Raw genomic sequence first — 14,542 nt, 5'->3', positions numbered from 1 at the left:
ATCAGTCCGGGTGGCGTAGCAGGGAAACCGGGTCGGTGGCGAAGCGGGCGGTGCTGTTCAAGCTGCCGTTCGGGGCGCTGACCGCGTTCGTCGGCCTGCTGCTGATGCGGGGGCAGTTCGTGCCGGGGCTGAGCGCGCTGGACACGTCGGCGCGGGACGCTACGTGGCGCACATGAGCCGTCCGGCGGCGGTGATGGCGTCGGACGGGGGGCCGGAGGCCAGTTGGACGACGACCTGCGTCTGGCCGTCCGCGCTGCTCATCGCCATCCCGCTGTAGCCGTAGATCCACCCGGAGTGGCTGAGCACGCGCCGCCCGCAGGGCAGCGTCTCGGTGAAGATGCCGAAGCCGCCGGTCCGCAGCCGGCCGCCCACCGGCTGGGTGAACACCCAGTGGTAGAAGCTCGACACGTCGGCGGCGGTGGAGATCAGGCCGCCCGCGGTCCAGAAGATGGACGAGTCCAGTTCGGCGTTGTCCACGCCGTCGGTGTGGGTGCCGCGCGCGAGGTTCGCGGGCAGGTCGTCGGCGGGCAGCTCGGTCGCGGTCAGCCCCTGCGGGCCGGTGATGCGCTCGCTCAGCAGCTCACGGTACGGCTTGCCGGACACCTTCTCCAGGATCATGCCGAGCAGGATGTAGTTGGTGTTGGAGTAGCCCTGCGCCTCTTTGTCCGCATATTTCAGTAACTTTCGGGGCGGCCAGTGGCGGAGGTGGGCGCCGTTGCCCAGGTCCTTGGTGAAACGCTCGTCGCGCAGGTAGTCGGAGATCCCGCTGGTGTGCCGGAGCAGGTCCGCCACGGTCGCCTTCGTCCTGATGACGCCGGGCAGCACCTTGTCCACCCGGTCGGTGAGCGCCAGCCGCCCCTCCTCGACCTGCTGCAGCACGAGCGTCGCGGTGAACGTCTTGGTGACGCTCGCGATCCTGAACCGATGATCCGGGCGCATCGGCACCCCGGCCTCCGCCTGGCCCGCCGCCGCCTGCCACACCTGGCCGCCCTTCCTGACGTGCACCACCGCGCCCGACGCTCCGGCCTCGACCAGCCGGGCGGCCTCCGCCCGCACGTCCAGCGGCGGTGAGGACGACGGCACTGACGACGACGCTGACGACGGTACGGACGGCGCCGGGGAGGGTCGCACGGACGGCGTCCGGGGGGCGGAAGAGCTGCACGCGACCGCGCAGAGCAGGGCGAGGACGGCTGTGATCCGCATGCCTCAGTATCGATGTCCGGGCATTTCGGGGGGAAGGCCGACACGGCCGGGCACCGACCCGCGACCTCTGCAGAAATCTGACCGATATGTCAAATAAACTCGACTTTATTAGTCAATATGGTCAGATGTCTTATCGATACAGAGGCCGAAACCATGATTACGGGCATTCCGTGAACGAGGGCGATGATCACACAGTGTGACGGATGCCCCTTCCCCATCGGCCGAGCGGAGATGATCCGCCAGATGGCGACGATCACCGCACGCCAGGACGTACGCCGGTGACGGAATCCCCGATGCCCGTAACCACCATTCCGTCGTTGGTTGAACATTCATCCCTTGACTGACTTTCGGACAAACCAATAGGAATGGCGTGGCTTTAGGCATCAACCGGCCCTCGCCATGACGAACTCTGGCGAGTGGCCCACACCGCTCGCTGCCCGTGCGACGACCTCGCACGGTGCGGCGGTCCGTCTGGGGGGGTGACTTCGCATAGCAATGCGAGACAGACATGTGCTGCCCGAGCCACAGTTCGCCTCGCTGGGGCATCATCCGCCCGGCGCCCCGCTCCTCTTCTGCCTCCCCTACGCCGGTGGGGACGTCACCGCCTTCTGGGTGTGGAGACAGGCCTTCGACGGGCTCCTCGACGTACGGGTGGTGATGCTCCCCGGCCGCGAAGGCCGGATGGCTGAACCCGGGGCCCTGTCGCCGGAGCTGATCGCCCGGTCCATCGCCGGGGCCGTCGCCGGCCGTCACCGTACGCCGTACTCGATCTACGGGCACAGCATGGGCGCCCGGATCGCCTTCGAGGTGGTGCGCGAGCTGCGGCGGCTGGGCGTGCGAGGGCCCAAGTGCCTCTACGTCGGCGCCGCGCACCCGCCCGAGCGCCAGGAGACGCTGGGGCGCTGGACCGGCCTGAGTGACGAGGACCTGGTCGAAGAGCTGATCCACCGCCTGGGCGCGCCCGCGGAGTTACGGACGCAGCCCGAGGTCAAGGCCATGCTCATCCCCGCCCTGCGCACGGACATGGAGTGGCTGCGCGCCTACCGCTTCACCAGGCAGGAGCCGCTCGACGTCCCCATCGTCGCCTTCGCCGGCGCCCATGACCGGGAGGTCGCCCACCCCGTCATGCTCGGCTGGGCCCGCCACACCTCCTCGGCCTTCCGCCTGCACACGCTCGACGCCGCGCACCTCTTCCTCGCCACGCACGGCGACCAGGTGGCCCGGACGATCGCTGCGGGCCCTGAGCAGGCAGGCCCTGAGCATGCGGGCCCTGAGCATGCGGGCCCCGGGCGGCGCCTGCCCCCGGACGAGGTGCACGTGTGGCTGGCCGACCTCGGCGAGCTGCCCGAGCTGTGCGCCGCCGCCGACGAGCTGTCGCCCAGGGAGGCGGCGCGGGCGGCCAGGTTCCGGCAGGAGGAGCATCGGCGCTGGTTCACCGGCAGGTCGGTGCTGCTGCGGCGGCTGCTGAGGGAGCACGGGGCCGAACCGGGCATCGGCGACCCGCGCGCCCGGCCCGGCGGCGGGCCGCACAGCGGGACCGGGCTGGCCTGCGGTCTCGGCCATTCGGGCGGGCTCGTGCTGGTCGCGCTGACGGCCGGGCAGGAGGTGGGCACCGGGATCGGACGCCTGCGCCCGCTCGCCGACGAGCGGGCCTTCTTCGAGGGGGCGCTGGACGAGCGGGAGCGCGAGGAGTTCGCCGCGCTGCCCGAGGAGCTGCGGCTGCACAGCGCGCTGCGCACGTGGACGGCGAAGGAAGCCGTGCTGAAGGCGGCCGGTGACGGGCCGCGGGTGGATCAGGGGTTGTTCGGGTTCGCCGGGCAGCGGGCGGGCGCGACGTGGGTGCCCGAGGTGGCGCCCGGGGCGGCGCCCGAGGTGGCGCGGCTGGCGGAGTGGCGGGTGACGCACCTGCCGCTGGGCCGGGCGATCGCCGCGATCGCCGTCCGCGCGCCGCGCTACCTGCTGCGTTTCGAGACGGTACGGCAAGGCCGGCTGGTACGGCAGGGCGTGGAGGCCGCAGGATGACGCTCCTCAGCAGTCTGATCACGGCCCAGGCCGCGAGGACCCCGGACGCCCCGGCGGTGCGGCAGTGGGAGGACGTGCTGACCTACGCCCAGCTCGTCGAGCGGGCACGGGGGCTGGCGGACCGGCTCCGCGAGCTGGGCGTCGGGCCGGAGACGCGGGTGGGCCTGTGCGCCCGCCGCACCCCGCTGATGCCGGTGGCGGTGCTGGGCGTCATGCTCGCCGGCGGCGCCTACGTGCCGCTGGATCCCGGTCATCCGCGCGAGCGCCTGAAGGAGGTGCTGGAGGACGCCGGGATCACGGTGGTGGTCGTGGACGGGCACGGGCGCGAGCTGCTGGACGGCTGCGGCCGCACCCTCGTCCCGGCCTCGGGCGCGGCCTCACGCGCAGCCTCACGCGCGGCCTCACGCGTGGCCGAGGCCGGAGCCGGGATCACAGGAACGCGGGAGAGCGGCGCTGTGCCGGGCAACGCGGCCTACGTCATCTACACCTCGGGCTCGACCGGCCGCCCCAAGGGCGTGGTGGTCAGCCATGGCAGCGCCGTCGCCTTCGTCACCTCGACGGCCGCGCACTTCGGCCTGGACGCGACCTGCCGCTCGATCGCCTTCTCCGCCCTGGGCTTCGACGTCTCGGTGATGGACATGCTGGCCCCGCTGACCGCAGGCGGCTGCGTGCAGCTGGTGCCGGACGAGGACCGGGTGGACCCGGCCCGGCTGCAGCGCTTCCTGGAGGAGCACGAGGTCACCTGGGGCTTCGTCCCGCCCGCGCTGCTGCCGCTGGTCGATCCGGCGCGCCTGCCGTACCTGAAGGACGTGGTGACGGCGGGCGAGCCGCCCGGCCCCGAGCAGGTGGCGCGGTGGTCGGCGCACGCGCGTTTCCACAACTGGTACGGCCCGACCGAGTCGACCGTCTGCGTGGTGGGCGGCGAGTTCGACGGCGTGTGGGAGCGGCCGCTGCCGATCGGCCGGCCGTTGCGCGGCTGCCGGGCGCACATCCTCGACGAGGACCTGAACGAGTGCCCGCCCGGTGTGCCCGGTGAGCTGTTCATCGGCGGCCCGCAGGTCAGCCGCGGCTACCTGGGCCGGCCAGGGCTGACGGCCGAGCGGTTCGTGCCCGACCCGTTCGCGGCGGAGCCGGGGGCGCGGCTGTACCGGACCGGTGATCACGTGGCGTGGGAGGAGGACGGCCGGATCTCGTTCATGGGCCGCCTCGACCGTCAGGTGAAGGTCCAGGGGCAGCGGGTGGAGATCGGCGAGGTGGAGTCGGCGCTGCGCGCGCATCCCGGGGTGCTGCAGGCGGTGGTGGACTTCACCGGCGAGCTGGTGGCCTACGTGACGCCCGAGGACGCGCCCGGACTGGCCGGGCTGCGCGAGGATCTGGCGGTGCGGCTGCCGGCGTACATGCTGCCCAGCAGGCTCGTACGGCTGGCCATCCTGCCGCTGAACGCCTCGGGCAAGGTGGACCTCAACGCACTCCGGGCGCGGGCTCGGCCCGAGCGGGGGGACGGCACGGGGCTGGCCGGGATCTGGGCTCGGGTGCTGGAGGCGCCCGCCCCGCGCGACGGGGACGACTTCTTCCAGCGCGGCGGCCACTCACTGCGGGCGATGCGGCTGGTCGCCGCGGTGCGCGCGGAGCTGGGCCGGGCGGTGTCGGTCGAGGACGTGTACGCGGCCAGGACCTTCGGCGAGCTGCGCGCGGTGGTGGAACGCGCGCCGAGGGGAAGCGCCGCGGCGCCGCCGACGGGGAGCCCCGCCGCGCTCTCCCCCGCCCAGCGCCGGATGTGGTTCGTCGAGCGGCTGGCGCCGGAGTCCACCGCGCACAACATCGCGATGGCCGAGCGGATCCGCGGCCCGCTCGACGTCGCCGCGCTCCGGCGCGCGCTCACGGCCGTGGTGGCGGCCCACGAGGCGCTGCGCTGGCGGGTGGGGGCGCGCGAGGGGATCCCCGAGGTGACGGTCGCGCCACCGGGCGAGGTGCCGCTGCCGGTCGATGATCGCTCCCCTGAAAGGCCGGCCCGCGTAAGACCGACCCCCGAAAAGCCGGCGCCCGGGGAACTGACGCCCGAGGAGCTGGCCGAGCTGTTGCGGGCGGAGGCGCGGGCGCGTTTCGACCTGGCCGCCGGCCCGCTGTTCCGGGCGCGGCTCATCCGGCTCGGCCCGGACCACCACGTGCTCTGCCTGACCGCCCACCACCTGGTGTTCGACGGCTGGTCGCAGGACGTGCTCTACCGTGACCTGGCCGCCGCCTACCGCGGCGAGCCGGTCGGGGCGCCGGAGCACGGGTTCGCCGACTACGTGCGCTGGCTGCGCGGGCCCGGCGACGGCCGGGCGCTGAGCTGGTGGCGCGAGCACCTGCGTGACGCCCCGCTGGTGCTGGACCTGCCGAGGGACGCCGCCAGGCCGCCCGCGCAGACCTTCCACGGCGCCTCCTGCCAGGGCGCGCTGGACGCGGCGCTGGCCGGGCGGGTGGCCGGGCTGGCGGCGGAGCTGGGGACCACGCCGTACGCGGTGCTGCTGGCCGCCTTCGGCCGGCAGCTGTCCAGGCTGTCGGGGCGTGACGACCTGGTGGTGGGAGCGGCGTACGCGGACCGGCCGCACGTGGCGTTCGAGTCGCTGGTGGGGATGTGCGTGCAGGTCCTGCCGCTGCGGCTGCGCCCACGCGGGGACTTCGCGGAGCAGGTGACGGCGTGCGCGGCCGAGCTGGGCGCGGCGATCCGGCACCGGGACGTGCCGCTCGGGCAGTTGCTGGAGTCGCTGCGGCTGCCGCGCGACCTGAGCCGCAACCCGGTCACGCAGGTCATGTTCAACATGTACAACTTCGCGCAGGCCCGGCTTGCGCTGGCCGGCTGCGCGAGCGAGCCGTTACGGCCCGGGCTGCCGGGGGCGCTGTTCGACCTGACCATGTACGTGAGCGAGCATCGCGACGGCTACGCGCTGGAGCTGGTCTACAACCCCGACCTCTACTCGGCCGAGCGCATGGCGGCGCTGGTGGAGGGCTACGTCGAGCTGCTCGGCGAGCTGCTGACCGGCCGGGCGGCACCCGACGTTCCCGAGGTGGAGCTGCCGGGCTGGACCGGGCCGGGGCTGCTGGAGCTGGCCGGGGACGCGCACGCGGAGCCGCGCCGGCGGACCGAGACGGCGCTCCGGCAGGCGGGTGTCGGCCCGGGGGACGTGGTGGCCGTCGTCGCCTCCCGGGAGCCCGGCCTGCCGGGGACCCTGCTCGGCGTGCTGGCGGCGGGGGCGCGGTGGGTGGTGATCGACTCCGCCTACCCTCCCGCCGTCCGGGAGAGGCAGATCGCCGCCGCCGGAGCGCGGGCGGTCCTGCGGGAGGGCGAGATCGAGCTGCGCGAGGGCGTCACGGCTCCGCCGGGGGCCGGATACCTCTCGATGACCTCCGGGACCACCGGCGACCCCAAACCGGTCGTCACCGGCGAGAAGCCGCTGTCCCACTTCGTCTCCTGGTACGTCCGGCACTTCGGCGTCACGGCGGAGGACCGGTTCGCCCTCCTGTCCGGCCTGGCCCACGACCCGGCGCTGCGCGACATGTTCGTCCCGGCCGCGGCGGGCGCCGAGCTGTTCGTGCCCGAGCAGGAGCTGGTCCGCGACCCGGCCAAGCTCGTCACCTGGCTGCGCGAGCACGCGATCACCGTCCTGCACCTGACGCCGCAGCTCGCGGCGATGCTGGCCGGGACCGGCGCCACGCTGCCCGACGTGCGGCTGGCGGGCGTGGGCGGCGACCGGTTCACCGGCGCCGAGGCGGGCAGGCTGCGCGCGCTGGTGCCCCGCGCCCGGCTCGTCGCCTTCTACGGCACGACCGAGACGCCGCAGGCGCACGCGTGGCACGAGCTGGTGGAGCCGTACCCGGAGATCGTGCCGATCGGGCGGCCCGTCGAGGGCAGCGAGATCATCGTGGTGACGCCGGACGGCAGGCGGGCCGGGGTGGGCGAGCTGGGCGAGGTGGTCGTCCGCAGCCGCCACCTGGCCACCGGCTACCTGGACCCGGCGCTGACCGGCCGGCGCTTCTCCGGTGACCGCTTCCGCACCGGGGACCTGGGCCGGCGCAACCCCGACGGCACGATCACCCCGGCGGGGCGCGCCGACGACCAGGTGAAGGTGCGCGGGTTCCGGGTCGAGCTGGGCGAGGTGGAGGCGGCGCTGGCCGCGTGCCGGGACGTGCGCGCCGCCGCCGCCACGGCCGAGGGCGGCAGGCTGGTCGGCTACGTGGTGCCAGGCCGGCCGGGGCTGGCGACGTACCGGATCCTGGAGGAGCTGCGCCGCGTGCTGCCCGAGCACGCCGTGCCCGCCGAGGTGGTGGCGCTGCCCGCGCTGCCGCTGACGCCCAACGGCAAGGTGGACCGCGCCGCGCTGCGCGCGCTGCCGGCCGAGCAGCCGAACGGCCGGCTCGACGGTCCCGCGCAGAAGGTCGACGGTCCCACGCAGAAGACGGTCGCCCAGGTGTGGCACGCCGTGCTGGGCGTGCCACGGCTCGGCCCCGACGACAACTTCTTCGAGATCGGCGGCCATTCGCTGGCCATGGCCGCCGTGCAGGCGCGGCTGAAGGCGGCGACCGGCCGCGAGATCCCGATCGTGGAGCTGTTCCGGCACCCCACGATCCGGACACTCGCCACTCATCTCGACGGGGCGGGCGGCAGTCCGGGGCTGGACCGGGCGGCGCGCCGCCTGGCCGTACGACGAGACAGGTTGAGGAACCGCAACGAGAAGGGGACTACCCCATGACGGACGAGCCCACGGCTGAGCCGATCGCGATCATCGGCTTGTCGTGCCGGGTCCCGGGAGCGTGGGACGCGCAGCAGTTCTGGCGCAACCTCGCCGACGGCGTCGAGTCGCTGAGCACGTACACGCTGGAGGAGCAGAGGGCGCTGGGCGTGGCGGAAGGCATGCTGAGCGACCCGAACTTCGTGCCGGCCGCCATGGTGCTGGACGGCCACCAGGACTTCGACGCGGCGTTCTTCGGCATGTCGATCAGGGAGGCGGAGGTCCGCGACCCGCAGCACCGGTTGTTCCTGGAGATGTCGCACACGGCGCTGGAGGACGCGGGCTACGACCCGTTCCGCTACCCGGGTGAGATCGGCGTCTACGCCGGGACGGGGACGGACGCCTACCAGTGGCGCAACATCCGCAGCAACGCCCAGGCGCACAAGAACGCCGGCTGGCTGGCGATCATGGTGGGCAACCACGTGGACTACTGCGCGACCCTCACCTCCTACAAGCTCGACCTGCGTGGCCCCAGCTACACCGTGCACACCGCGTGCTCCAGCGCGCTGGTGGCGATGCACATCGCGTGCGAGGCGCTGCGCAACGGCGAGTGCGACATGGCGCTGGCCGGCGCGGCCATGCTGGACCTGCCGCAGGGCGAGGGGTACGTCTACGACCAGGACGGCATCGTCTCGCCCGACGGGCACACCCGCTCCTTCGACGCCGAGGCCGGCGGCACCATCTGGGGCAGCGGCGGCGGCGTGCTGGTGCTCAAGCGGCTGTCGGAGGCGATCGAGGACCGCGACAACGTCCGCGCGGTGGTCCTGGGCAACGCGATCAACAACGACGGCGCGGGCAAGGTCGGCTTCTCCGCGCCGAGCCTGGACGGGCAGGCCGCGGTGATCGCGCAGGCGCTGGGCGTGGGCGGCGTGGACCCGCGCACGGTCACCTACATCGAGGCGCACGGCACCGGCACGGCGCTCGGCGACCCGATCGAGGTGGCCGCGCTGTCCAGCGTGTTCGCCCAGCACACGAGCGACACCCAGTGGTGCGGCATCGGCTCGGTCAAGAGCAACATCGGCCACCTCGGCCAGTCGGCCGGGATGCCCGGCGTGATCAAGACGGTGCTGGCGCTGGAGAACCAGCTCATCCCGCCGACACTGCACTACACCAGCCCCAACCCGAAGATCGACTTCCCCGCGAGCCCGTTCTACGTCGTCTCCTCGCCGACGAAGTGGGAGCGCAACGGCTTCCCGCGACGCGCCGGGGTCAGCTCGTTCGGCATCGGAGGCACGAACGCGCACGCCGTACTGGAAGAGGCGCCGCCGCGCCCGCCGCTCCCCCGCGAGCGGCCCGCGCACCTGCTGAAGCTGTCGGCCAGGACGGAGTCGGCGCTGACCGCCGCCCGGGAACGGCTGGCGGCGCACCTGGCCGCACACCCCGAGACGGACCTGGCCGACGTGGCGTTCACCCTGCGGGTGGGGCGCCGCGAGCTGAAGCACCGGGCCGTCGTCACCGCCACGTCACCGGCCGACGCGGTGGCCGCGCTGGACGACCCCAAGCGGACCGTCTCCGGCGCCAAGCCGAAGCGGCCCCCGCAGGTGGCCTTCCTCTTCTCCGGCCAGGGCTCCCAGTACGGCGGCATGGCCGCGGAGCTGTACCGCAGCGAGCCGGTCTTCCGCGAGGCGGTCGACGAGTGCGCGGCCGTCCTGGACGTGCGTGAGCAGATCTTCGCCACCGGCGAGGAGGCGGACGAGGCGCTGCGGCAGACCGCGCTCACCCAGCCCGCCCTGTTCACCGTCGAGTACGCGCTGGCCAGGCTCTGGCTCTCGCTGGGCGTCGAACCGGCCGCGATGATCGGCCACAGCATCGGCGAGTACGCCGCGGCCACCGTCGCCGGCGTCTTCACGCTGCCGGACGCGTTGCGGCTGGTCGCGGCGCGCGGGCGGCTGATCCAGGGCATGCCGCCGGGCTCCATGCTGGCCGTGCAGCTCATGCCGGACGAGATCGCGCCGATGCTGCCCGACGACGTCTCCGTGGCCACCGTGAACGGCCCCGGCACGTGCGTGGTGTCCGGCCCGTCCGGCTCGATCAGGGAGCTGGCCGAGATGCTGGAGGAGGAGGGCATCGGCTGCACCGCGCTGCGCACCTCGCACGCCTTCCACTCGGCGATGATGGAGCCGATGCTCGGCGAGTTCCGCGAGCTGGTCGCGGCCGTCGGCCCGGCCGCGCCGAGCCTGCCGTTCCTGTCCAACGTGAGCGGCACCTGGATCACCGCCGAGGAGGCCACCGACCCGTCCTACTGGGCCAGGCACGTGCGCGAGCCGGTCCGCTTCGGCGACTGTGTCTCGGCGCTCCTGGCCGACGGCGAGTGGATCATGATCGAGTGCGGGCCGGGACGGCAGCTGTCCGGCCTGGCCGGCACCCAGCTGCCCGCCGGCGCGGTCGCCCCGCTGCCGTCGCTGCCCGGCCCGCGTGACCGGGCCGGTGACGTCGCGGTCCTCTCCCAGGCCGTCGGCACGCTCTGGGTCCACGGCATCGAGCTGAACGACTTCGGCGGCCCCGGCTTCCGCGTCTCGCTGCCCAGCTACCCGTGGGAGCGGCAGCGCGCCTGGATCGACCCCGACCCGCACGGCGCCTTCACCGGGGGTGTGGCCCACCCGGCGCAGGCCGACGGGCCCCTGCCGCCCGAGCGGTGGTACGGCGTGCCGGTCTGGCACCAGGCGCCCGCCCGTCCGGCGGCGGCCTCGCCGGTCACGCGCTGCCTGGCCTTCGTCGACGACGATGGCGCATCGGCCGCGCTGGCCGACGCGTTGCGTGCCTCCGGGGCTGAGGTTCTGGAGGTGCGGCCGGGCACCGAGTTCGGCACTTTCGACGGATATTTCACCGTACGGCCGGCCGTACGGGAGGACTACGACGCGCTGCTCGAAGCGGTCGGCGAGATACCCGAGCGAATCGTGCACGCCTGGGCCCTCGACGGTGACGAGCCGGCCGGAGAGCGGACGTGGGAGGCGCAGGAGCGCGGCTTCTTCGGCGTCCTGGCCCTCGTGCAGGCGCTGTCGGCGGCCCAGCCTCCGGGCGGGGTGCGGCTCGACCTGGTGACCGCGGGCACGATGGACGTGGTCGGCGACGACCTGACCAGGCCGGAGCACGCGACGCTGGCGGCCTTCGCCCGGGTCATCCCGCTGGAGACGCCGTGGCTGCGGGTCCGCCACATCGACGCGCCGGGCCGGGGCCCGGTGAGTGGCGTCGCCACCGAGCTGGGCCGCGAGGCGGAGCCCGGCGCGGCCGGGCTGCTGGCCCCGGTCGCGCTGCGCGGCGGGAAGCGGTGGCTGCTCGGGTACGAGCAGGTGGAGGTGGCGAGCGAGCCGGGTGAGCCGCGCGACGGCCAGGTGTACGTGATCACCGGCGGTCTGGGCGGCATCGGCATCTCGCTGGCCGAGGACCTGGCGGCGCGCGCTCGCGTCAACCTCGTCCTGCTGTCGAGGAGCGGCCTGCCCGGTGGCACTTCGCGGTCGGCCCGTGAGGCGCGCGCCGTCGAGGCGATCGGCCGCATGGAGGCCGCCGGGGCGCGGGTGCTGACCCTGGCCGCCGACGTGACCGACCCGGCGGACATGCGCCGGGTCAGGGACGAGACGCTGGCCGCCTTCGGCCGGGTGGACGTCCTCGTGCACGCGGCCGGCCTGCCCGGCGGCGGCATGGCCCAGATCAAGGAGAGGGAGGCGGCCGAGGCCGTGCTCCGCCCCAAGGTGCTCGGCACGCTGGCGCTCCAGGATGCCTTCGGCGACCTGGAACTGGAGGCCGTGGTGCTCTGCTCGTCGATCACCGCGGTGGCCGGCGGGTTCGGGCAGATCGACTACTGCGCGGCCAACAACTTCCTCGACGCGCACGCCCGCGCCGGGCGCGGCTGGAACGCGGCCCAGGTCGTCAGCGTCAACTGGGGCAAGTGGCTGGAAGTCGGCATGGCGGCGGAGACCGTGGCGCCGGCCGGGTTCGTGGCGTTGCAGCGCGGCGACCGGATCAGGGCGATCGACCACCCGATCCTCGACGCGCGGCACGACGGCGAGGCGGGCAGCGGGCTCGACTGGTGCAGCGGCACGCTCTCGCCGGACACGCACTGGGTGCTGGAGGAGCACCGCATCGCCGGCGTGCCGGTGCTGCCGGGCACCGGCCACCTGGAGCTGGCCAGGACGGCCGCCGAGACGGTGCTGCCCGGCGGCGGGTTCGTCGAGCTGCGTGACGTGGTGTTCGTCGAACCGCTGTCGGTGGCCGACGGGGCGAGCGCCGAGGTGCGGGTGACCTTCACGCCGGAGGCCGACGGCGCGGAGTTCCAGGTGCAGAGCGTCATCGGCGGGTCGCACCGTACACATGCCAGAGGCGTGGCGGCCAAGGTGGACCCGCCGCCGGCCGACCGCGTGGACCTGCGCGCGATCATGGACCGCTGCGTGCCCTCGGCCGACGACCAGGGCGGTGTCCCGCTGTCGGGCCTGCTCACGCTGGGCGAGCACTGGAGCAGGACCCTGACGGCCACGCACACCGGCCCGCAGGAGGCGCTCGGCCTGTTCGAGGCCAACGACGTGCTGATGGTCGACCTCGACCGCTGGGGGCTGCACCCGGCCCTGCTCGACGCCGCCACCACCTTCAGCTGGAACCAGGTCGACGGCCACTACCTGCCGCTCGGCTACGGCCGCATCACCGTGCGCGGGAGCCTGCCCGACGCGTTCTGGAGCCATCTGCGCTTCACCAGCACCGACACCGACGAGGTGCTGGTCGTCGACGTGACGCTGATCGCGCCCGACGGCACGGTGCTGGTGCAGATCTCCGACTACGTCCTGCGCAGGATCGACACCGAGGCCGTGGTGGGCGGGGTGGTCGCCGACGCCGACTCCCAGCGCGCCGCCCCGGCGGCGACCGGCGCGATGACCGGCGGGACGGCCGACGACGAGATCGGCATCAGGCCGGCCGACGGCGCCGTCTCGCTGCGCCGGCTGCTGGCCGCGCCGCTCGGCCCGCAGGTCGTGGTGGCGGCCGGCACGGTGGCCGAGCTGGTCGCCGGCGTCGGCTCGCTGACCCAGGAGACCGTCGAGACCGAGCTGGATCCGGCGGCGGTCACCGACCGGCCGGACAGGGCGCCCGCCGAGGGGTACCTCGCCCCGCGCAACAAGGCCGAGGCCACGATCGCCCGCCTGTGGGGCGAGGTGCTCGGCGGCGACCACATCGGCGTCGACGACGACTTCTTCGAGCTGGGCGGCAACTCGCTCATCGCGGTCCAGCTCATCGCCCTCATCCGCAAGGAGCTGGGAGTGCGGCTGCCGATGCGCAGCCTCTTCGAGGAGCCGACCGTGGCCCAGGTCGCGGCCCTGGTCGAGGCCGCCGCGGCACCGACTCCCGGACCCACCGCTGAACCCACCGCCGGATCCCCCGCCCAGACCATCCCCCGCCTCCCCCGGAGTTCCGCGTGAGCACAGACACCAAGGTCGTCCGCAACGACGAGGAGCAGTACTCCATCTGGCCGGACGGCCGGGACAACCCCTCCGGCTGGTACGACGCCGGCTTCTCCGGCACCAAGGACGAATGCCTGGAACACATCGAGCGGGTGTGGACCGACATGCGCCCGAAGAGCCTGCGAGAGGCGATGGACGGTGAGTGATGCCTTCCCCGCCTCCTCCGGCCAGGAGCGGATGTGGTTCCTCTCGCGCTTCGAGCCCGACCTCGCCGTCTACAACATCGGCATGCGCATGCCGATGGCGGCCAGGCAGCCGGTGGACCCGCGCCGGCTGGAGCGGGCGATCGACCTGGTGGTGCGGCGCCACGAGGCGTTGCGCACCACGTTCGAGTTCCGGGACGGGCAGGTGGTGCAGATCGTCAGCCCCGGCGCGCCGCCCGCGACGCTGACGCGGACGGACCTGACCCACCTGCCACGGGACGGCGCCGAGGCCGAGTTCACCCGTCTGGCCAGGGCGGACGCGGTCCTGCCCTTCGACATGGAGCGGGCGCCGCTGTTCCGCGCCAGGCACGTCAAGCTGGCCGAGGACGACCTGCGGATGATCATCGTCTTCGACCACACGGTCTTCGACGGCGTCTCCTCCATGATCTTCACGAACGAGGTGGAGGAGTGCTACGACGCGCTCGGCGAGGGCCGTGAGCCGAAGCTGCCCGACCTGCCGATCCAGTTCGCCGACTTCGCCGTGTGGCAGCGCGGCAGGCTGTCCGGCGAGTTCCTGGAGACCGAGCTGGCGCACTGGCGCGAACGCCTGGCCGGGGTGCCCGCCGACCTCGCCCTGCCGGGTGACCGGCCGCGCCCGGCCCGGCGTACGTACCGGGGCGAGATGCGGCTCGGCGCCTACTCCCCCGAGCTGTCGGCGAGCGTGGAGCGGCTGGCCAAGGACCTCAACGCGACGTTGTTCACGGTGATGCTCACCGCGTACGCGGCCGTGCTGTCGCGCTGGTCCGGGATCGACGACATCCTGGTGGGCACGCCGATCGCGGGACGGCTGCTGCCCGAGACCGAGCCGGTCATCGGCATGTTCGTCAACGCGGTGCCGCTGCGCGTGGACCTGTCGGGGGCGCCCACCTTCCGCGAGGCCGTCGCCCGGGTGCGGGCG

The 14,542-nt window shown here is 73.7% G+C and carries 7 protein-coding genes; 6 read left to right on the top strand and 1 reads right to left on the bottom strand.

What is annotated here, in order from left to right; translation table 11 throughout:
- Positions 1 to 35: 35 nt before the first annotated feature.
- Positions 36 to 176: a hypothetical protein gene (locus KME77_RS09120; RefSeq protein ID WP_219463922.1), complete on the top strand. Its 141-nt coding sequence runs from the start codon at positions 36 to 38 to the stop codon at positions 174 to 176.
- Here KME77_RS09120 and KME77_RS09115 read toward each other — a convergent pair.
- The gene (locus KME77_RS09115) at positions 160 to 1,083 is read right to left on the bottom strand and encodes a serine hydrolase domain-containing protein (RefSeq protein WP_219463921.1); all 924 of its coding nucleotides are present in this window, start codon (positions 1,081 to 1,083) and stop codon (positions 160 to 162) included. The two genes, KME77_RS09120 and KME77_RS09115, sit on opposite strands and share 17 nt — an antisense overlap.
- Before the next feature lie 615 nt (positions 1,084 to 1,698).
- On the opposite strand from KME77_RS09115, the gene KME77_RS09110 reads away from it, so the two are divergent.
- The 5 genes from KME77_RS09110 to KME77_RS09090 all read left to right on the top strand — a co-directional run.
- The gene (locus tag KME77_RS09110) at positions 1,699 to 3,225 is read left to right on the top strand and encodes a thioesterase domain-containing protein (RefSeq protein ID WP_219463920.1); all 1,527 of its coding nucleotides are present in this window, start codon (positions 1,699 to 1,701) and stop codon (positions 3,223 to 3,225) included.
- The gene (locus KME77_RS09105; RefSeq protein WP_219463917.1) at positions 3,222 to 7,958 is read left to right on the top strand and encodes a non-ribosomal peptide synthetase; all 4,737 of its coding nucleotides are present in this window, start codon (positions 3,222 to 3,224) and stop codon (positions 7,956 to 7,958) included. Before KME77_RS09110 ends, KME77_RS09105 begins: the two co-directional genes overlap by 4 nt.
- Positions 7,955 to 13,399, top strand: a complete 5,445-nt coding sequence (locus KME77_RS09100; protein WP_219463916.1) for a type I polyketide synthase — start codon at positions 7,955 to 7,957, stop codon at positions 13,397 to 13,399. The genes KME77_RS09105 and KME77_RS09100 overlap by 4 nt, the downstream gene beginning before the upstream one ends.
- Positions 13,396 to 13,587: an MbtH family protein gene (locus KME77_RS09095; RefSeq protein ID WP_219463915.1), complete on the top strand. Its 192-nt coding sequence runs from the start codon at positions 13,396 to 13,398 to the stop codon at positions 13,585 to 13,587. The genes KME77_RS09100 and KME77_RS09095 overlap by 4 nt, the downstream gene beginning before the upstream one ends.
- Positions 13,580 to 14,542, top strand: a 963-nt coding sequence (locus KME77_RS09090; protein ID WP_308250626.1) for a condensation domain-containing protein, incomplete at its 3' end; no start/stop codon positions are given. The genes KME77_RS09095 and KME77_RS09090, both read left to right, overlap by 8 nt.

The organism is Nonomuraea rhizosphaerae, from assembly GCF_019396405.1.
GTDB lineage: Bacteria > Actinomycetota > Actinomycetes > Streptosporangiales > Streptosporangiaceae > Nonomuraea > Nonomuraea rhizosphaerae.
The sequence above is the reverse complement of the archived record's forward strand: the minus strand, read 5'-3'. Positions and strand labels throughout refer to the sequence as shown.

Coding starts and splice junctions, on each gene's coding strand:
- KME77_RS09110 (WP_219463920.1), top strand. CDS start 1,699: ATGCGAGACAGACATGTGCTGCCCGAGCCACAGTTCGCCTCGCTGGGG.
- KME77_RS09105 (WP_219463917.1), top strand. CDS start 3,222: ATGACGCTCCTCAGCAGTCTGATCACGGCCCAGGCCGCGAGGACCCCG.
- KME77_RS09100 (WP_219463916.1), top strand. CDS start 7,955: ATGACGGACGAGCCCACGGCTGAGCCGATCGCGATCATCGGCTTGTCG.